The organism is Paraburkholderia caffeinilytica, from assembly GCF_003368325.1.
GTDB lineage: Bacteria > Pseudomonadota > Gammaproteobacteria > Burkholderiales > Burkholderiaceae > Paraburkholderia > Paraburkholderia caffeinilytica.
The window spans coordinates 3,861,106-3,880,202 of the sequence record NZ_CP031467.1 but is presented as its reverse complement, the minus strand read 5'-3'; the positions used below and the strand labels follow the sequence as shown (position 1 = coordinate 3,880,202).

At 64.9% G+C, this 19,097-nt stretch carries 20 protein-coding genes and 1 tRNA gene; 10 read left to right on the top strand and 11 right to left on the bottom strand.

Features of this window, described 5'->3' with window-relative positions:
- Positions 1-61 precede the first annotated feature (61 nt).
- The gene (locus tag DSC91_RS33580) at positions 62-1,198 is read right to left on the bottom strand and encodes an enoyl-CoA hydratase/isomerase family protein (protein ID WP_115782795.1); all 1,137 of its coding nucleotides are present in this window, start codon (positions 1,196-1,198) and stop codon (positions 62-64) included.
- Between the two features lie 46 nt (positions 1,199-1,244).
- Complete coding sequence (locus tag DSC91_RS33575; protein WP_115783602.1) at positions 1,245-2,108, bottom strand: TetR/AcrR family transcriptional regulator; 864 nt, start codon at positions 2,106-2,108, stop codon at positions 1,245-1,247.
- 135 nt (positions 2,109-2,243) lie between these two features.
- Between DSC91_RS33575 and DSC91_RS33570 the strand changes: the two genes are divergently transcribed.
- On the top strand, positions 2,244-3,254 hold the full coding sequence (locus DSC91_RS33570; RefSeq protein WP_115782794.1) for an NAD-dependent epimerase/dehydratase family protein: 1,011 nt from the start codon (positions 2,244-2,246) through the stop codon (positions 3,252-3,254).
- Between the two features lie 141 nt (positions 3,255-3,395).
- Here DSC91_RS33570 and DSC91_RS33565 read toward each other — a convergent pair whose 3' ends face one another.
- Positions 3,396-3,680 carry a DUF1488 family protein gene (locus DSC91_RS33565; RefSeq protein ID WP_115782793.1) on the bottom strand — a complete coding sequence of 95 codons (285 nt, stop codon included), beginning with the start codon at positions 3,678-3,680 and terminating at the stop codon, positions 3,396-3,398.
- 266 nt (positions 3,681-3,946) lie between these two features.
- Between DSC91_RS33565 and DSC91_RS33560 the strand changes: the two genes are divergently transcribed.
- Together DSC91_RS33560 and DSC91_RS33555 are read left to right on the top strand one after the other, a co-directional pair.
- Positions 3,947-4,138, top strand: coding sequence for a hypothetical protein (locus tag DSC91_RS33560; RefSeq protein ID WP_115782792.1), 192 nt, complete (start codon positions 3,947-3,949; stop codon positions 4,136-4,138).
- Between the two features lie 67 nt (positions 4,139-4,205).
- Positions 4,206-4,589 (top strand): hypothetical protein, encoded by a 384-nt coding sequence (locus tag DSC91_RS33555; protein WP_115782791.1) that lies wholly within the window; start codon positions 4,206-4,208, stop codon positions 4,587-4,589.
- Positions 4,590-4,603: 14 nt separating this feature from the next.
- Here DSC91_RS33555 and DSC91_RS33550 read toward each other — a convergent pair whose 3' ends face one another.
- Together DSC91_RS33550 and DSC91_RS33545 are read right to left on the bottom strand one after the other, a co-directional pair.
- Positions 4,604-4,936, bottom strand: coding sequence for a DMT family transporter (locus tag DSC91_RS33550; protein WP_373291812.1), 333 nt, complete (start codon positions 4,934-4,936; stop codon positions 4,604-4,606).
- Between the two features lie 10 nt (positions 4,937-4,946).
- The gene (locus tag DSC91_RS33545; RefSeq protein WP_115783601.1) at positions 4,947-5,444 is read right to left on the bottom strand and encodes a heme-degrading domain-containing protein; all 498 of its coding nucleotides are present in this window, start codon (positions 5,442-5,444) and stop codon (positions 4,947-4,949) included.
- Between the two features lie 297 nt (positions 5,445-5,741).
- Between DSC91_RS33545 and DSC91_RS33540 the strand changes: the two genes are divergently transcribed.
- From DSC91_RS33540 to DSC91_RS33510, 7 genes are all read left to right on the top strand, one after another.
- A tRNA-Met gene (locus DSC91_RS33540) sits at positions 5,742-5,818 on the top strand.
- Between the two features lie 423 nt (positions 5,819-6,241).
- The gene (locus tag DSC91_RS33535; protein ID WP_115782789.1) at positions 6,242-6,787 is read left to right on the top strand and encodes an NUDIX hydrolase; all 546 of its coding nucleotides are present in this window, start codon (positions 6,242-6,244) and stop codon (positions 6,785-6,787) included.
- Positions 6,788-6,796: 9 nt separating this feature from the next.
- Positions 6,797-7,534, top strand: coding sequence for a leucyl/phenylalanyl-tRNA--protein transferase (gene aat / locus DSC91_RS33530; protein WP_115782788.1), 738 nt, complete (start codon positions 6,797-6,799; stop codon positions 7,532-7,534).
- A 116-nt stretch (positions 7,535-7,650) separates the two neighbouring features.
- Positions 7,651-8,472, top strand: a complete 822-nt coding sequence (locus DSC91_RS33525) for an arginyltransferase (RefSeq protein ID WP_115782787.1) — start codon at positions 7,651-7,653, stop codon at positions 8,470-8,472.
- Between the two features lie 260 nt (positions 8,473-8,732).
- A complete protein-coding gene (locus DSC91_RS33520; protein WP_229758129.1) occupies positions 8,733-9,710 on the top strand; it encodes a quinone-dependent dihydroorotate dehydrogenase in 978 nt (325 codons plus the stop codon).
- A 218-nt stretch (positions 9,711-9,928) separates the two neighbouring features.
- Complete coding sequence (locus tag DSC91_RS33515) at positions 9,929-10,723, top strand: cystine ABC transporter substrate-binding protein (RefSeq protein WP_115782785.1); 795 nt, start codon at positions 9,929-9,931, stop codon at positions 10,721-10,723.
- A 107-nt stretch (positions 10,724-10,830) separates the two neighbouring features.
- Positions 10,831-11,490: an amino acid ABC transporter permease gene (locus DSC91_RS33510; RefSeq protein WP_115782784.1), complete on the top strand. Its 660-nt coding sequence runs from the start codon at positions 10,831-10,833 to the stop codon at positions 11,488-11,490.
- Positions 11,491-11,567: 77 nt separating this feature from the next.
- On the opposite strand, the gene DSC91_RS33505 is transcribed toward DSC91_RS33510, so the two are convergent.
- The 6 genes from DSC91_RS33505 to DSC91_RS38420 form a co-directional block, all read right to left on the bottom strand.
- Positions 11,568-12,554 (bottom strand): Gfo/Idh/MocA family protein, encoded by a 987-nt coding sequence (locus tag DSC91_RS33505; RefSeq protein WP_175171805.1) that lies wholly within the window; start codon positions 12,552-12,554, stop codon positions 11,568-11,570.
- 154 nt (positions 12,555-12,708) lie between these two features.
- The gene (locus DSC91_RS33500; protein ID WP_115782782.1) at positions 12,709-13,428 is read right to left on the bottom strand and encodes a FadR/GntR family transcriptional regulator; all 720 of its coding nucleotides are present in this window, start codon (positions 13,426-13,428) and stop codon (positions 12,709-12,711) included.
- A gap of 421 nt (positions 13,429-13,849) precedes the next feature.
- Complete coding sequence (locus DSC91_RS33495) at positions 13,850-14,557, bottom strand: flavin reductase family protein (RefSeq protein WP_229758099.1); 708 nt, start codon at positions 14,555-14,557, stop codon at positions 13,850-13,852.
- Positions 14,532-16,130 (bottom strand): mannose-1-phosphate guanylyltransferase/mannose-6-phosphate isomerase, encoded by a 1,599-nt coding sequence (locus tag DSC91_RS33490; protein WP_115782781.1) that lies wholly within the window; start codon positions 16,128-16,130, stop codon positions 14,532-14,534. Before DSC91_RS33490 ends, DSC91_RS33495 begins: the two co-directional genes overlap by 26 nt.
- A 70-nt stretch (positions 16,131-16,200) precedes the next feature.
- Positions 16,201-17,040 carry a class I SAM-dependent methyltransferase gene (locus tag DSC91_RS33485; RefSeq protein ID WP_229758100.1) on the bottom strand — a complete coding sequence of 280 codons (840 nt, stop codon included), beginning with the start codon at positions 17,038-17,040 and terminating at the stop codon, positions 16,201-16,203.
- On the bottom strand, positions 17,037-18,941 hold the full coding sequence (locus tag DSC91_RS38420) for an alpha/beta hydrolase family protein (RefSeq protein WP_115782779.1): 1,905 nt from the start codon (positions 18,939-18,941) through the stop codon (positions 17,037-17,039). Before DSC91_RS38420 ends, DSC91_RS33485 begins: the two co-directional genes overlap by 4 nt.
- Positions 18,942-19,097 lie beyond the last annotated feature (156 nt).

Here is a 19,097-nt window from a genome sequence, read left to right as displayed (position 1 = left end):
GGGCTTTGCCCTGGCATAGCCCTGCCGCCTCGATTGCCTTGACGTCGCAACCCGAACGCGCTTAACCGCGCAGGTCGCGCAATGGGTGTTCGTTCGCCGGCCACGGGCTTTCGAACATCTTCTCCACATCGGCGGCGCTCACGTCTTCAATGCGCGCAAAACGCCAGCGCGGCGCGTTGTCCTTGTCGATGATGCGCGCGCGAATCCCTTCGATCGTGTCGCCCTGCTCGACGCACGTGCGCGTCAGGTCGAGATCGCCGCGCAGCACGTCCGCCATCGACCCCTCCGCGCGCGTCACCACTTCCAGCGACACGGCCATCGACAACGGCGAACGTTCCCGCAACACGGCAATCGTCTGCTCGGCCCAATCGCCGGTTTCCCCGCCACGCTCCCGTTCCTGCGCAAGCGACGCGAGAATCTGCTTCACGTCCGGCAACGCGAAATGCCGGTCGATCAACGCACGCGTGCTCGCGAGCGGCGAAGCATCGGGTTCCGGCACGACCCGATGGGTGGCGGTCTCACGCTCGATGCACGCCACCACGTCCGCGCCACGTTCGAACAGTTCGGAGCGCAAGGTGTCGACCAGCGCGGGCAATGCCGCATCGTCGATATAGGCGTCGGCGAGACCTGCGTAGAGCGCGTCTGCCGCGCCGATCGTCTCGCCCGTGACCGCCAGATAGCGGCCGAGCGCGCCCGGCGTGCGCGCCAGAAACCAGCTCGCGCCGACATCGGGAAAGAGTCCGATGCGGGTCTCGGGCATCGCCATCCTGGTCGAGTGGGTCACCACCCGCAGACCGCCGGTACGATGCGCCCCCTGCGAAATCCCCATGCCGCCCCCCATCACGACACCGTTCATCAAGGCGATATACGGCTTCGGGTAGGTGAAGATCGCATCGTTGAGCCGGTATTCCTCGGTGAAGAAGGTATCGCGCGCATCCTGATCGCCGCGCTGCGCCGACTCGTACAGAAAGCGGATATCGCCGCCCGCGCAGAACGCGCGCGGATGCTGGCTGCGCACCACCACCGCGAGCACGTCCGGGTCTTCGCGCCATTGATCGAGCGCGGCGTGCATCGCGCGAATCATGCCGGTCGACAGCGCGTTGAGCGCCTTCGGCCTTTCCAGTTCGATGAAACCGATGCGGTTGGCTACGTAGGTCGCGACTTCGTCGCTGATGGCGGGCGAGGCGGAAATGGACATGGGGGGCTAGGCACGATGCCGCGAATTGAACCGGAACTGAACGTTATCACGCACTCGCGGCTTTGGGCTTGGTCGCAGGTTCGTTGGCCGAAGCTCCGGCCGGCTTGGTGGCCTTTTTACCGGCCCGTGCCGCTGGCTGGGACGGCTGGGACGGTTGCGCAGCCGGTTCGCCACCCGCCTCGGCGTGCAATTCCGCCGGCGCTTCCGCGGACTTTTTCTTGCCGCCGGCGCGCGCGGATCTTGCCGCGCGTTGCGGCTGCCCGGCGGATTGCGTACCCAGCCAGGTATCGAGCGCGACGCCCACCACCGTGTCCAGCGGAGCGCCCGGAAATACGGGGCATGTGAGGTTGAGCGCGACGATGCCGTGCAGGGTCGCCCAGAACGCTTCCGCCCACACGGCCAGGTCCATCGATGCGGACAAACGCCCCGCCGCTTTCAATTCTTCGAGCGCGGTGAGCATGATGTGCAAGGCAGCGTCACCGGGATCGTCGTCCGCTTTCGCTGGCGCGAGGTTCGTTTTGCCCGACGCGGTGGCCGCACCGCCCAGCGCCGCGCCGGTGTAGCTCGGGTCTTCCATGAAGATCAGCCGGTAGGTCTCCGGATGCGCGACGCCGAATGCCACATACGCACGCCCAAGCGCCTTCAGCCGCTCTGCCGGATCGGCGATCTGCGCAAGCGGCACGAACGTCTCCAGCAATTGCGCATAACCTTCCGCACACAAGGTCTGCGCAATCTCATCGCGGCTCGCGAAGTGAAGGTACAGCGTGGCGGGCGAATACTCGATGGCGTCCGCAATCTTGCGCATTGACAGCGCGGCGAAGCCTTCGCGCATGACGATGCGCCGCGCTGCATCGAGGATGCGCTCACGCAGCGCCTGTTTCTGACGGCTTTTTCGTTCGACGATTCCCATGACGAACATTTTCGGGTTGACAAACTGAAAAGTCAAATTAAACTGAACACTGTTTACTGAACGGTGTTCACTAAATTCTCATCGATCAGACAACTTCCATCAGGCGCGACGCGGCGCCGTTTTCAGGAGTCGTTCATGCAAGCCATTGGGAAAGTGGGTTTATTCGGTGCCGCGGGCGCGGCCGGCCAGATCATCGGGGCGGCGCTGAGCGCGGCGGGCCGCGACTACCGGGTGGTCGGCCGTTCGCGCGCGCCGCTCGAGGCGGCCTTCGGCCACGACCCGCATGCGGAAATCGTCACGTGGAATCCGGACGATCCGGATTCGATCAGCGCCGCGGCGGCCGGGTTGCAGACGGTGATCTATCTGGTGGGCGTGCCCTACGACCAGTTCGCCGCGCATCCGCCGCTCATGGCAAGAACCCTCGACGGCGTGACGGCGGCGGGCGTCGAACGCTTCATTCTGATCGGCACCGTGTATCCGTACGGCCGCGCGCGCGGCAATCCGATCAGCGAAAATCATCCGCGCGAGCCCCATACGTTCAAAGGCAAGATGCGGCTCGAACAGGAAAAACGGGTGCTCGCGGCGCACGGGCGCGCGAGCGGGTCGACCCGCCTGTCGACACTCGTGCTGCGCCTGCCGGATTTCTACGGTCACTGTATCGAACGCAGTCTGATCAACGGCATATTCGAGGCCGCGGCGCACGGCAAGCGCGCGCAGGTGATCGGGCCGATCGACGTGCCGCATGAATTCATCTACCTGCCCGATATCGGACCGGTGGTCGAGAAACTCACGCGCACGCCCGACGCGTACGGTCGCTGGTGGCATCTGGCCGGCACGGGCACGATCACGCAGCGCGAGGTGGCAAGACAGGCCTTTGCGCTGGCGGGCCGCGAGCCGAAGCTGATGGTGGCCGGCAAGACGCTGCTGCGCCTGCTAGGCCTTTTCAATCCGCTGATGCGGGAACTGGTGGAGATGAACTACCTGATGACCGAGCCGGTTGTGCTTGACGACTCCGCGCTGACACGGCTGATCGGCCCGATCGCCAAGACCTCGTATGAAGACGGTATCCGGCATGCGTTCGACGCCGCGCGCGCGGCGGTAGCGGCGAATACGGACACGCGCCGGGACGCCGCGAAAACCGCCTGATTGCGGACGGCTTTCAAAAGCCAGCGGGTTTGACGCAGGCTGCTCGTGCATGCGCGAGTGAACCGGCTGAGACGCGCTGTTCGTACACGTGCGAGTGAACCCGTTGAGCCGAGTTATTCGTGCATCAGCGAGTGAACCGGATCAGCCCGCCACGTTGCCAGGCGGAAAGTGGCCGCTCTTGAGCAGGACAGGCGTGCCGTTGCTGATCTGCAAATGCTCGCGCGCCACCGCCTCGATGTGCGGACGCCCGGCGTCGAACGCTCGCATCCAGCCTTCGAGATCCTCGGTGTACGCGCCGAAGTGATCCTCGAGCGCTTCGACCGAAATCGCGCACGGCACCGGTTCGCCGTCGACTAGCGCGGGAAAGACAACCGTCAGATTGGAGTCGCGGTAAGCGGGCGCGTCCGCGGGAAACCGAATTTCCATGGTCGCCTCATCAGAAGTATCCGGCGGAAAACGGGCACCGGGGAGAACCGGCCGCCCCCGGACATGCCCGCTATGGTACTCGCGCGGCCGGACCGCGGTCCAGCCTCCCTCAGCCGCCCGATCAAGGTCGCGCGCCCCGCACCGGTAAGCGCCGCATGCCGGTCGATACACCGGATTGCACTTGCGCCGGCTGCTTCTGTCGAACGGGTTCACCAGGAAGATCCGTACTGACGCAGGGACGCCTTTTCGAGGACAGCGAGCGCAATATGGGAAAATATTTTCTGCAGAACCACGAACTGCCTGAACCGGATGCGGCAAACACCTGGTTTGCTTACGCCGAAAGTCACGGGATCGACATTCCGAAGGCCATCAGCATCTGGGAAGACGCTGCGACCGAAAGCGGCGCGGAAAGCCGTCAACTGGTCAGCGCGGCAGGCATCACGATCGAAACGTCCTAGCCTTGTGGGCACACGTGCGGTGTGCGTGGCGAGAAGTCTCGATATCTATTTGAAAGGAACCATCACGATGCATTTCATGACGCAACTGCGCCGCTCCGGCCGCTTCCAACCCAGCGGCGCCGCGCTTGCTCTGGTCCGCAGGGCGTCCCTGTCTGTCGCCCTGCCCGCCGCCGTGCTGCTCGGCGCGGGTCTCGGCGGCTGCGCATCGTCGAACACCACCTCGCTGATCAATCTGCCGAACGGCCAGACCGGCTTCGCGGTGAACTGCAGCGGCGCCGACGCCGCGTCCAGTTGGGCCTCCTGCTACGTGCAGGCCGGCAAGGCATGTGGCGCAACCGGCTACGACATCGTGTCGAAAGACAACGACGAAGGCGGCGCCGCGGGCGGCAGCGTCACAAACGTCGTCTCGGCCAACGTGAAAAACCGTTCGATGATCGTGCGCTGCAAGTAACGCTCGGCGTACGTTCAGTGCGCCTGCATCTTCGAGAACATGTTCAGCACGGCGACGCCGGCAATGATCAGCCCGAGCCCGATGACGGCCGGCACGTCAGGCACCTGCCGGTACATGACGACCGCGACCAGCGTGATCAGCACGATGCCGGCGCCGGACCACACCGCGTAGACGATGCCCACCGGAATAGTCTTCAGCGTGAGCGACAGGCAGTAGAACGCGATGCCGTAGCCGATCACCACGACCGCTGCGGGCAATAGCCGCGAAAAACCTTCCGAGGCTCGCATGGCGGAGGTCGCGATGACTTCGGCAACGATCGCAATGGCGAGCAGCGCATAGGGAGGCATCCGCATCGCCTCAGGCCTTTGCAAGCGCGAGCTTGCTGTAGTCGTGGCCGAGGTGAGCGCACAGCGCTTCCACCACCAGTTCATGATCGGCGCGTTGCGGCAAACCGGACACCGTGATCGTGCCGATCACGCCGGCGCCCGCCACCGTCAGCGGAAACGCGCCGCCATGGGACGCATATTCCGTGACCGGCAAGCCGTGCTTGTCGGCGAGCGTGCTGCCCGCCTGCTGCATCTTCAAACCGATCGCGTACGAACTGCGCCGGAAATGCGCGACCGTGTTGCCCTTGCGGCGCGCCCAGTCGACGTTGTCCGGCGTCGCTCCCTCGAGCAAGCTGAAGAACAGTGGTTGACCGAAGGTGCGCACGTCGATGGCCGCGGCAATGCCGCGCGCCTTGGCGACCTCGTGCAGATAGGCGCCGATCTGCCATGCGCGGTCGGTATCGAATTGCGGGAACACCAGCGCTTGTTCCTGAGCGGCAATCACCTGTAGATCGTGAGCGATATCCATGGAGTTCAGAGCAAGGTAAGAGGTGAAGCGCAGGCCGTTGACCATGCATGCCGGCGCGCGAAGAGAACCTGGATTCTAGCGCAGCACGCCAAGCGGGCATTCCGGCATGCGACGCCGGCAATTCACACCGCGACTTCGGAGGCCGGTGCGCTTCGGAGTTCGCATCGCATCGGCGCGCGCGTATTGGAACCCGTATTGGAGAACCCGCATTGCAACCTATCGGATCCTATTGAAACCGTTCCTTAACTAGCTATTGCTTTGGCCTCGGCTTTGTTCTATAATCTTTTCTTCGACGGACGCGGGGTGGAGCAGTCTGGCAGCTCGTCGGGCTCATAACCCGAAGGTCGTAGGTTCAAATCCTACCCCCGCAACCAAGTAGCGCTTAAGTGGCTAAAGCGGTTCGAAACGTCGAAAAACTTGAAGGCTTGCCCAACCGGCAGGCCTTTTTTGTTTTCTGTCTCCCGTTCCCCGCCTCGCGGTTGAGCGCGTTCTGCGTGCCCGATTGCACGCATCTTTCCCGCACCTCTGTTCGTTGCCGGACTAGCCTCCGAATCGTTGGCAAGCGTGAACCACGCTCAGCACCGTCGCGGCCCGAGCGCGCCCTCACTCGCGCCCGTTGATCCGGACTCCAAACAGATCCACATCCTTCTTGAACCATAGTGACAGGCACGCGCGGCAGTGCGGCCTGGCCCGCCGAACATCCCCACCCTGCGCCGACTGGCGCCACCGCCATGCTCCGATCCCGACAAGACGCGCCCCAGTGATAAACTCCTATCACCCTTTCTCGTCCCCTTCCTATGAAATTCTGTTCTGTCTGCGGCCACGGCGTCAGCCTGAGCATTCCGCCGGGTGACAACCGCGAGCGCTTCGTATGTGGAAGTTGCGGCACGGTGCATTATCAGAATCCGCGCAACGTGGTCGGCACCGTCCCGGTCTGGGACGACAAAGTGCTGTTGTGCCGTCGCGCGATCGAACCGCGCTACGGTTACTGGACGCTGCCGGCAGGCTTCATGGAAATGGGCGAAACCACCGCCGAAGCGGCTTCGCGCGAAACGCTGGAAGAAGCCGGCGCGCGCGTCGAGGTGCAGAACCTGTTCTCGCTGCTGAACGTGCCGCACGTGCATCAGGTGCATCTTTTCTATATGGCGCGGCTGCTCGACCTCGACATCGCCGCCGGCGAGGAAAGCCTCGAAGTGAAACTCTTCGAGGAACACGACATTCCGTGGGACGAGATCGCCTTTCCGACGGTCGGCCAGACCCTGCGTTTCTTTTTCGCCGACCGCGCCGCCGGCAGCTTCGGGCTGCACACGGGCGACATCTTCCGCTCGCTGCGCGAAGGTTGAGCGGCGCGCATGGTTCCCTGGCTCGGACCTGACGATCCGTTTCCCTCCGTCGAGCGCGCGCTCGGCGCGGCAAGCGGCGCACCCGGCCTGCTCGCCGCCAGTGCGGACCTGCTGCCGTCGCGGCTGATCGACGCCTATCGGCGCGGCATCTTCCCGTGGTACTCGGACGGCCAGCCGGTGCTGTGGTGGAGTCCCGACCCGCGTATGATCCTGCGCCCCGCCGAATTCAAGCTGTCGCCGTCGCTGCGCAAGACGCTCAGGCGCGTGTTGCGCGAGGACGCGTGGGAAGTCCGCGTCGACCATGATTTCGCCGCCGTGATGCGTGCCTGCGCGCAGGCGCCGCGGCGTGGCCAGCGTGGCACGTGGATCACCGCGGACGTGGTCGAAGCTTATTCGTCGCTGCACCGCGTGGGCGACGCGCACAGCATCGAAACCTGGTTCGAAGGCAGGCGCGTGGGCGGTTTGTACGGGGTGTCGTTCGGCCGGATGTTCTTCGGCGAATCGATGTTCGCGGAGGTCACCGATGCTTCGAAAGTGGCGCTGGCCGCGCTTGTCGGACACTTGCGCTGTCACGAAATAGAAATGATAGACTGCCAGCAGAACACGTCGCATCTGGCGTCGCTGGGCGGTCGCGAGATCGCGCGCAAAGCGTTCATCGCGCACGTTCGCGCGTCTGTCGATGCGCCGCCGATTCCCTGGCGTTTCGACAAGACCGTCTTGCGCAATGTTGTCGCGCCGGCGGCGTAGGAAGAATCAGGCCGAATCCGGATCCGCCGCCTACCGAGCCGCGGATCACGAGCCGCGGGTTTCAAACCGCAAGGCGCCGGGTTTGCAATACCAGAGACGCATCGAGAGCTGCCAACGTGACTCATCCCAACGAGCTGCCTCTTTCTCCGCTTTCCGCGCTGCAATTTTATGCAACGGCGCCCTATCCCTGCAGTTATCTGGATGGACGCATCGCGCGTTCGCAAGTCGCCACGCCCAGTCACCTGATCAACTCCGACGTCTACACCGACCTCGTCAAAGCCGGCTTCCGTCGTTCCGGCGTCTTCACCTACCGCCCGTATTGCGATGGCTGCCGCGCCTGCGTGCCGGTGCGCGTGCCGGTCGATCGTTTCGAGGCGAACCGCACGCAACGCCGGGTGTGGAAGAAGCATGGCGAGCTGATCGCAACAGTCGCCCCACTGCACTACGACGAAGAGCACTACGCGCTCTATATGCGCTATCAATCGGCACGGCATGCCGGCGGCGGCATGGACCGCGACAGCCGCGACCAGTACGAACAGTTCCTGCTGCAGAGCCGGATCAACTCGCGGCTGGTCGAGTTCCGCGAGCCGCTGCCGGACCATCCGGCGGCGCCCGGCATTCTGCGCATGATCAGCATGATCGACATCCTCGGCGACGGGCTCTCGTCGGTGTACACGTTCTTCGAGCCGGGCCTGCCGCACACCAGCTTCGGCACCTACAACATCTACTGGCAGATCGAACAGGCGAAGAGCCTCAAGCTGCCGTACGTGTACCTCGGCTACTGGATTCGCGAGAGTCCGAAGATGGCGTACAAGGCGAATTTCCGGCCGCTCGAAGGTTTGATCGACGGCGCCTGGAAAGTGCTCGATCCCGCCAGCATCGATTTACCGCCGGTCGATCTCGCGATTCAGGGCAGGCGCGGGCCGCTGCGGCCGTAACGGTTTGAGGCCAGCGCCAGGTCGGCCACACCGGCACGCGAGGCCACACCCGATAAGCCCTGCCCGCATCGGCGCACTTCTGCGGCGCACCGGCCCTGTTCGATATGGCTGGCCTACACGTCCCACGCCTTCACGTCTCTACCCGTTAGTCTCATTCATGCCCCAAAGCCGGTAAAATGGCGGGTTCCCATTTTCCGGCCGCCCGGCTTCGCCCCGTGTTCAGTTCCCTCTACCCGCTCGTACGCGCCCAACTCTTTCGCATGGACGCGGAAGATGCTCACCACCTGACTTTGCGCCTCCTCGGCGCGGCCGGCCGCACCGGCCTCGCCGGCGCGCTCGCGCCACGCGTGCCGGATGCGCCGCGCACCGTGATGGGGCTGACGTTCCGCAACCCGGTCGGGCTCGCCGCGGGGCTCGACAAGGACGGCGCCTGCATCGACGGTCTGGCGGCGCTCGGCTTCGGCTTCATCGAAGTGGGCACGGTCACGCCGCGCGCGCAGCCGGGCAATCCGCGCCCGCGCATGTTCCGCCTGCCGCAGGCGAATGCCGTGATCAACCGGATGGGCTTCAACAATGCCGGCGTCGACCAGTTCGTCAAGAACGTGCAGGCCGCGCGCTATCGCGGCATTCTCGGACTCAACATCGGCAAGAACGCCGACACGCCGATCGAGCGCGCCGCCGAAGACTATCTCTACTGCCTCGAACGCGTGTACCCGTTCGCGAGCTACGTGACGGTCAACATCTCGTCGCCGAACACGAAGAACCTGCGCCAGCTGCAAGGCGCGGGCGAACTCGACGCGCTGCTCGCGGCGCTCAAGGACAAGCAGCAGCGTCTGGCCGACATGCACGGCAAGCTGGTGCCGCTCGCCCTGAAGATCGCCCCGGATCTCGACGACGAACAGATCAAATCGATCGCCGATACGCTGTTGCGCCACAAGTTCGAAGGCGTGATCGCCACCAACACCACGCTGTCGCGCACCGCCGTCGCCGGCATGCAATACGGCGACGAAGCCGGCGGCCTGTCGGGCAAGCCGGTATTCGACGCGTCGAACGAAGTGATCCGCAAGCTGCGCGCCGAGGTCGGCGAGACGGTGCCGATCATCGGCGTCGGTGGAATTTTCTCGGGCGAGGATGCGCGCGCCAAGCTCGCGGCCGGCGCCTCGCTGGTGCAGCTCTATACCGGCTTCATCTATCGCGGACCGGCGCTGGTGGCCGAATGCGCGCAGGCGCTGCGCTAGGCGGCAGTCTTCCGGAAAGCCGGCGGCTTGCGTCGGCGCCAGCGTCGGGTTCATGCCCAATCCGCGCCTGGTCCGAGCCGGCCGCACCCCCGGCTAACGCACCGCCACGCTCGCTCCGCCCCCGTAATATAGACATAAACAAACGGTATTTAGGTTTCGATAGTCTGTTTTGTTATGCTTTCGTCTGCTAAAACGCCAGACGAACAAAAAGGAACTCGATGAAATTTGGCTTGCTGAAAAAGATGCTCGTCGCCGGCCTGATCGGCGCGTCGTTTACTGCTGTCACCGCCCACGCGGACGATCTGCTCGACCAGGTCAAGCAACGCGGCACGTTGCGTGTCGGCCTGGAAGGCACCTTCCCGCCGTTCAATTCGAAGGCGCCGTCGGGCGAACTGGTCGGCTACGACGTGGACATCGCCAAGGCTGTCGCCGCCAGGCTCGGCGTGAAGCCGGAATTCGTCACGACCGAATGGAGTGGCATCATCGCCGGTCTGCAAGCGGGCAAGTTCGACGTGATCGTCAACCAGGTCGGCATTACCGACGCACGCAAGCAGGCGCTGGATTTCTCACCGGCCTACACGTACTCGGCCGCGCAACTGATCCAGCGTAAGGACGACACGCGCCAGTTCAAATCGCTCGACGACCTGAAGGGCAAGAAGCTCGGCGTCGGTCTGGGCACGAACTACATGGACATGGCGAAGTCGGTGCCGGGCATCGACGTGAAGACGTACCCGGGCGCGCCGGAATACCTGCGCGACCTCGCCGCCGGCCGTCTGGACGCGGCGCTGAACGACCGCCTGATGCTCGCGTATCTGATGAAGAACTCGCAGTTGCCGTTGCGCACGGGCGCGACGGTCGGTGCGGGCAACCCGTCGGGCATTCCGTTCAGGAAGGGCAATCCGAAGTTCGCCAAGGCGATCGACGACGCGATGACCCAGCTCGAAGCAGACGGCACGTTCTCGAAGATCTCGGACCAGTGGTTCGGCATCGACGTCAGCAAGCCGGTCAAGTAACGCGCGCCGGATGAAGCGAAGGGCGGCATCGTCGGCGATGCCGCCCTTCGCTTTTGTCCATGATGCGCGCCCATGTGCACTTTGTGCGCCAACCCTGCCCACCGCTCATGTCCACCACTTCCCTGCTCGTCCAATCGCTTCCCGTGCTCGCACAGGGCGCCGTCCTGACGGTCAAGTTCGCGGTTCTGTCGATGATCTTCGGCCTGATTGCCGGCGCCGTGCTCGCGGTGATGGGCGTCAGCCACAACCGCGCGCTGAACTGGATCGCGCGCGTCTATGTGAGCGTGTTCCGCGGCACGCCGCTGCTGGTGCAGATCTTCGTGATCTACTACGGCTTGCCGAGTCTCGGCATTTCGCTCGACCCCACGCCCGCCGGTGTGATCGCGTTGTCGGCGAACGTGGCGGCGTATCTGTCGGAAAGCATGCGCGGCGCGATTCTCGGCATTCCCAACGGCCAGTGGCTGGCCGCCTATAGCCTGGGGCTCTCGCGGCGTCAGACGCTGCGCTACGTGATCGCGCCGCAGGCCTTGCGCATCGCCGTGCCGAGCCTGTCGAACAGCTTGATCAGCCTGATCAAGGATACGTCGCTGGTGTCGGTGATTACCGTGACCGAGCTGCTGCGCAGCGCGCAGGAGATCATCGCGTCGACCTATCAGCCGCTGCCGCTGTACCTCGCGGCCGCCGCGGTCTACTGGGTGCTGTGCCAGGTGCTCGAGTGGGTGCAGCACTGGTACGAAAAGCGCCTTGCGCTGCCGGCGCGTCATTGACACACCTCACTGGGCGCGCCGCATCCAGCGGCGCCCCCAATCGCTCGCAATCGATCGCAATCGCCCTCAGCGAACCCTCACTCTCCCGCGAACTTAAGTCCCAACGCAGCGCGTGCGGCATCGGCCATCTCGATCATCTGCAGCGACTTGCCATGCGTCATCAGCGGGCTCTCGATCTGTCCCGCCCGAATCAGCTCGCAGAAATGCGCGGTCTCGTAGTTCAGGCCGCCGCCTTCGAACGGCTCGTCGAGCTCGACCACACGACCGTCGGCGTACCGGATCGTCGCGCGCACCGGATTCCACCAGGGCTCGTGAAGCGTGACATGGCCGCCCGTGGCCATCAGCAATGCGTCGCCCTTGCCGTGCAGGTCGAGTCCGCAAAACAGCTGGGCAATGCCGCGCTCATGCCGGCTGTTCAGGCTCGCGAACGTATCGACGCCGGTCGAGCCGAGCCGCCCGAGCGTCTGTACCTCACGCGGCGCACCGAGCCAGTCGACCGCGAGAAACATTTCGTAGACACCGATATCGAGCAGCGCGCCGCCCGCGTGCTCGAACGACAGCGACGGATGATCGTCCGGCACGCCCGGCACCGAACAGCCGGCGCGCACGAGACCCACCTCGCCGATCGGCTCGGCATCCAGATGCGCGCGCAACTTTCTGTAGAGCGGATAAAACGGCGGCTTCATGGCTTCCATGAAAAGCCGTTGCCCGGCGCGCGCGGCCTCGAGTACACGCTCGAGTTGCGGCTTGTTGATGGTGGCGGGTTTTTCGCACAGCACGTGCAGACCGGCTTTGAGCGCGGCGATCGTGTAGTCGGCGTGGCTATCCTGGACGGTGGCGACATAAAGCGCGTCGATCCCGCTCGCGAGCAGCGCGTCGAAACTCGCGCACACCTCGCCGCCGAACTCGTCGGCGAAGGCCATGGCCGGTTCGGCGCGGCGTGACCACAGCGCGGTCAGTTGCGCCTGCGGCACATGAGCGAGTCCAAGAGCGAAGCGACGGGCAATGCGGCCCGTCCCGACGATCCCCCAGCGAATCACGCCGCCCGCCGGGGCTTGTTGCATGGCAATTGTCATCGTTCCTTCGAGTCCGTGCAGTTCAGAACAGGCCGCTATTGTGACGCAAGCCGCGTGCGCATGCGCAGGCATGCTGTCGCGCCGTTCGTTATGCAAGGTCCCTGCGGGAAGGCATTTTCAGCGGCCGCCGCCGCGGCCGCATTCAGCCCCGCACGGGCGGTTCCGACGTGTAGTTGCTGGCGACCTCTTCCGCGGTGTAGTCGATCATCGCCAGCGAGGCGATTTCGGCTTCCTTCGGATCGCGCCGTTCGATCGCGTCGACCACGCGCTGATGCGTGCTCACCGCCTTCTCCCACGCGCCATCCTTCTGATTGACGATCGGGTTGACCGTCGAGAGCGCGCCGCGAATGATCGCCGCCATCTGCTTGAAGAACTGATTGCCGCTCGCCACCACGATGCGCGCATGGAACAGTTCGTCGGCGGCCTGATAACCGGACTCGCCCGGCCGGATCACGCGAAACGCGTCGAACGCCTCGCGAATCGCCGCGACGTCGGCCGCACTACCCCGCGCGGCCGCCTGCGCCGAGGCGCGCGGTTCGATCAGGATGCGAAACTCGATCACGTCGCGCAGAAACAGCGGATCGGGTTTCGCGCGAAAACGCCAGTTCACGACGTCCTCGTCGATCATGCGCCAATCGCTCATCGGCCGGATGCGCGTGCCGATCTTGGGCCGCACGTCCAGCATGTCGCGCGCGAGCAGCATCGACAGCGCCTCGCGCATGACGGTGCGGCTGACGTCGAACTCCTTCGACAGCACATCCTGTGGCGGCAGGATGGCGCCGTACTTCTCTTCGACAATGCCGGTCACGAGTCCGTCCATGACTTTGCTGACCAGCGATCGATCCTTGTTTGCCTGTTCCATGTTGACACTCTCCCCGAAGCGGTGTTTGCCCCCGCGTAGCCTGTTGATCAAGCAGCCCTGATGTGTCGTTTTATATAGGTGTCGTTGTTCTTTTACGATACGTTGCTAGCTTCGAAACGGTTGCGCCAGTTGGGAAACGTCCTGAGAGGGTTATCCCTCTGAAGAATTGTTTCGTCCGTGTAACGCCGCATGTTTTGACGGGCCATAAGCTTGCGTCACAAGCGTGCCTGCGTTGCGAAATTTGCATAGTGCGAAGACGCACGTAGGGAATCGAATTGTCTGATCCTCACCCCCTGCTCACTCCCTGGGCGGCTCTGGACAGGTGCAAAAACACCGGCGCAACGACGCGGCGCTTCAGACGCCGGTTGTCGGTGGTGGTTGAAGGCGGGAAACGCGGGCAAATTGAAAGGAAAAGCGGCGCTCACCGCTTCAGTGGCGGGCTGATCGTGACCGGCGTTCCGGCCGGTGTTGTCACCGGCGCCTCGAGCGGCCCGGCTACCGACGCATAGCGCCCCCCGAAGAAGATCAGCGGCGCGTGTTCGTCGAGCGAGAACACCAGCACTTCGCCGACAAAGAGCGTGTGGTCGCCGCACGGATGCCGGTCCACCATGCGCGCCGCGAACCGGGCCGCGGCGTGCTCGAGCAGCACCACGTCCGGCAAGCCGTCCACCGGCGCGAAGCGCGGCGCGAGCCGGCCCTGCGGCTCGCCGGCGAAATGGCGGCTATGGGGTTCCTGGGCGTCGGACAACACGCTCACGCCGAACCTCGCGCTGTTCATCAGACGCTCGTGCATGCGCGCGCGGTGCCCGACCGACACGACGATCAGCGGCGGCTTGAGCGACCCCGACATGAAGGCATTCGCGGTCATCGCATGCATCCCGTCGCCACTGCCGGTCGAAATCACCACGACGCCGGTGGCGAAACGGCCCAGCGCATGGCGGAAACGGCGCTCGTCGAAGCTCGACACGTTCGGGTCCGCTGCGCTTGAGCCGGCCGCGTTCACGGCGGCCGTGTCCGGGCAGGCTGTGCCTGAACCGGGCGCGCCGCCCGCGCTGCGGGCCACGGGGTCCTGCAAGCTCGCGGCACGCGCCGCCTGCGGTGCGTCAGTGTGAAGTACCCGTGCCTGCATGGCCGCTCTCCTGATCACGGCCGTATTGATCGTCGAAGCGCACGATGTCGTCTTCGCCGAGATAGCCGCCTGATTGCACCTCGATCATTTCAAGCGGCGTCTTGCCCGGATTTTCGAGCCGGTGCGTGACGCCGAGCGGGATATACGTCGACTGATTCTCCGAGAGCAGGAAGCACTCGTCGCCGCGCGTGACGCGTGCGGTGCCGCGCACCACGATCCAGTGTTCCGCGCGATGGTGATGCATCTGCAGCGACAGACGCCCGCCCGGCTTGACGACGATGCGCTTCACCTGGAAGCGCTCCCCGCGCTCGAGCGAGTCGTAAAAGCCCCACGGCCGGCCGACCTTGCGATGCTCCTGCGCCTCCGCGCCCTGCTCCGCCTTCAGGCGGCTGACGATCGCCTTGACGTCCTGTACGCGATCTTTCGAGGCGACCAGCACCGCGTCGGCGGTCTCGACCACCACCACGCCGCTCACGCCGACACACGCGACGAGGCGCCCCTCGGAATGCGCGAAACTGTCGGCCGAGCCCTCGAACATCACGCGGCCACGCGCGACGTTGCCGCAAGCGTCCTTATCGGACGCTGCCCATACCGAATCCCATGCGCCCACGTCCGACCAGCCCGCGACCAGCGGCACCGCGACGCCGATCAGGCGCGCGTCGGTGGCGACACGCTCCATCACGGCGTAGTCGATCGAGTCGGAAGGACACGCCGCGAATGCTTCACGCGCGAGCCGCAGCGTGCCGTCGCCATCCACGGCGGCATGCTCGAAAGCCGCCGCGCAAGCCGCCGCGATCGCGGGCCCGCATAGCTCGATGGCCGCAAGCCAGACCGACGCGCGCACCACGAACATACCGCTGTTCCACCAGTACTCGCCGGAGGCGACATAGCGTTCGGCGAGATCCGCATCGGGTTTCTCGACGAAGCGTTCGATCGCACGCGCCCCGTGCTCGCCGAGCGCCATACCCGTGCGGATATAACCGTAGCCGGTTTCCGCGCGCTGCGGCGGCACGCCCAGTGTCACGATCGCCCCACGCCCGGCGTGACAGACCGCTTCCACAAGCGCCGCGCCGAGAGCCGCATGATCGGCAATCAGATGGTCCGCCGGCAATGCGACGATGACCGGATCGTCGCCGTCCGCGGCTGCCGCGCGCGCGGCCAATGCCGCGACGGTCAGCGCCGGCGCGGTATTGCGCGGCACCGGCTCGAGCACCATTCGCACCGGCCGGCGGCACTGTTCGAGGCGCTCGAGCGTTTGCAGACGCAGGTCCTCGCAGCAGACCACGAGCGGCGTGGCCATGCTCAGCGGCGTGACTGTGGGCATCTCAGCCGTGATCTCGCTACCCGCGGCATGGGCGAACGCAAGGTCAAGCCGGCGCAGCGTTGCTTCGAGCAGCGATTCGTCGCCCATCAGCCCGATCAGCTGTTTCGGATTGCGCGCGCGCGACAACGGCCAGAGCCGCGTGCCGGAACCGCCCGCGAGAATCACCGGCTGGACGGACAAACGTGTGGCCTCTCCGGTGACGCCCGCAATCGACGCGAGCGGATTGCCTGGTTCAACGATGCGATTCATGTCCGCTTCCCGTTCGTGTTCAACCTGATTTCTTTATGTTCCGATCGACCCTTTCGGCTCTCGCCGGCAGTCAGTCGAAACGTCGTTCGGCAAACGGTTTGTGCGCGATGAAGTGAAACCACCACGCGTTGCTCGTTTCCACGTCGTCGGCGATCAGGTCGCCATCGCAACTGCCGAACACCACATCGCGCTGAAAGCCGACCTCGGCGAGCTGCCGGCGCTGTTCGGCGAGCGTCGTATAGACGATCACAATGCCGAAGTTGTGCGCCGCCGCTGTCTTCAGTGCGTAGCTGCCGTAGTCGCGATTCAGCCGTATGTTGCGCATATAGTTCAGCGTGCCGAGCTGAAAGCGCCGCAACGAGCGCAGCGTGCGCCAGCCGAGCTTGAGCGGGTTGAGGGTGAATTCCGGCAGCAGTTGCCAGATGTTCTCGCCATAGCCAGGACCGCCCCGGTTATGCGATGAGAACAGCACGTAGCCGCCGGGACGCAACACGCGGTACATCTCGCTGAGAATCTTCACGCGGTCGTCGTAGTCGACGCAATCGATGCCGTTCCAGCTGAACTCGACCAGCCCGTAATGCCCGGACGGCAGCGCGGACATGTCGCGCGCATCCATATGCCGCAAGTCCAGATCGGGATAGCGCGACTTCGCCATGTCCAGCAGCTTGGGCGTGTAGTCGACGCCGGTGTAGTCGTTCGAAAGCGACGTCATCAGCGGAATCGTGCGGCCCGCGCCGATGCCGATATCGAGCAACGGCAGACCCGCGCAACGCGGCCTCAGCCATTCGAGCGCTGCCTGCTCGCCTCTATCGGAGAAAGTCTTTTCGGTAGTGAATTCGCGCGTCGCATCCGGCGAATTCCACGCCGTGCGGTTGATGCGGTCCAACTCGGACAGTGACTGTGTATTCACGGACGTACTCCGTCGAGGTATGAGTGTGCCGGGGGGCGGGAACTCGTTGTTCCGCCAGCCGGCGAGCTGGCGGACTGACTCGGGAAAAGCACCGGCGTCGTTGCGCCGGTGGTATCGATTTCGGCGCCTGCGGGAACTGCCGCCTGGATCACCTCTGAAAACAGCCATCGTTCGGCATCGGCCATCGCCGCTTCGCGCGCAGGGCGCGTGAAGAGCGCGTGATCGAGCTTCGGCAACGTGACAGCGCGCACGCGCGAATAGCGCAGCAATGCGCCTAGCCGTGCGCCGAACTGCACGCGCGCCTCGTCGAGCCCGACGTCGAACTCGCCGTAAACGAGCCGCAGATGCACCCCTTTGGCGTGAAGCGTGCGCACGATATCGCGCACTTCGTTGGTGGTAAGCGGCCAGCCGGTAAGGTGTTCGATCCAGCCGGTCGCGGCTAGCCAGCAGGATCGCGCGACCCGTTTTCCGAGCACGCCCGCAATGCGCAACGGATGGCTTTGACCGCGCAGCGCGCGCAACCATTTTTCGCGCGTCAGCGCTGAACGCCAATAGACTTTCGACGACGCGAACTGATGGGCGCCCGGCTCGCGCGCTGCACCGTCCCAGATGAATTTCTGCAGATTCACGCCAAAACCGCCGACGATGTCTGGATGACGCGCGCACGCATGCAACCCGACAAACGCGCCCCCGCACACGCCGAACGTGACGACGCGCGCGTGACCGTGCGCGACGAGCCAGTCGGCGCCGGCGCACGCGTCATTGCACGACATGTCGGAATAGATCGTGTCGAGCGTGACGGCCGCGGCAGCCGGCACGGCGTCGCCGAGACCGCTCAGGTCCATGCGCAGCGACGCGATGCCGAGTGCTGCCAGACGCCTCGCGAACAGCACGAAGATGCGGCCGTCGCCGATGTGATGACTCGCGCCGGTGTTGAAAAACAGCATCGCGGGTGTGTCGGCGCGCGGCACCTCGGTGCGCGGCGCAATGGGTTCGCAATAGATGCCAAAACACTTTCCGAACACCACCGGCCGCTCGACGGCGTGATAAGGCGCGAGCGCGAGTTCGGGTGATTCGGGGTTGCCTGGTTCCGGCGTGTCGATGTCCGCACGGGCGCTTGCATGGTCAACCGGCAGCTCTTCAGCCAGCCACGCAGTGGCACGCGAAAACGCCTCGACCGGTTCTTCGCTATACAACGCTTCGATCACAAAGCGGTCGCACTCGTCGAAGCTGTGACGTTCCACCGTCACGCCATTGGCCACATAGTGTTCTGCCAACGCCTGCGCGCGGTTGCGGTCGCTCGAATCGAGCAGTAGTACTCGGCGAGCGGGCCTCGCCGTATCGCGTCGCAGATCGAGCGCGCCGATTCGGGCAATGTCGTCGCCGTATAGCCCGAAGCCGAACGCCTCGACATAGGTATCGGGGTCGGCGATCGCGTCGCCGTTCATGCCTGCGGGCGTGCTGAGCCAGCTTTGCCGATGCGCGCGCAGCTCACGCAGATAGTTGCGTCCCATGATCGGCGGCGCCAGCAAGACGAGGTTATCGATGCCGCCCATCCGCTCGGCCGCCAGCGCCGCCAGCGTCGCGCCGAACCGCAGACCGACCAGCGACACGCGCGTCACGCCAGTCCATTCGCGCAGCCGTCCGATGGCGGCGACGATGCTGTCGAGCCACGCGCTCACGCGCTGCGGATCCTCTTCCACGCCAGCCGAATCGCCCGCGCCCGGATAGTCGAAACGTAGCACCGGCATGCCCGCCGCGGCAATTCGCTCGGCGAGCTTGCGCCAGCCACGATGCGTACACAGCGCATCGTATCCAAACGGATTGCACAGCACGACGCCGCTCTCGCCCGGCGCAGGATGCAGCCAGCCAAAGCAGTCGTCAAAGACGACAGGTTTCATTGCCTACCCTCGCAGATGGCCAGGCCTGACACCCGCACTCGCCTGAGCGCGGACCGGCTTCTTTTTTTGCTTTGCCTGCGATCACGCAACCCGTGTCGCCGTGCACGATGCTCATTAAACCCCCGTGGGCCACGCTCATCTGTACGCACGCGCACA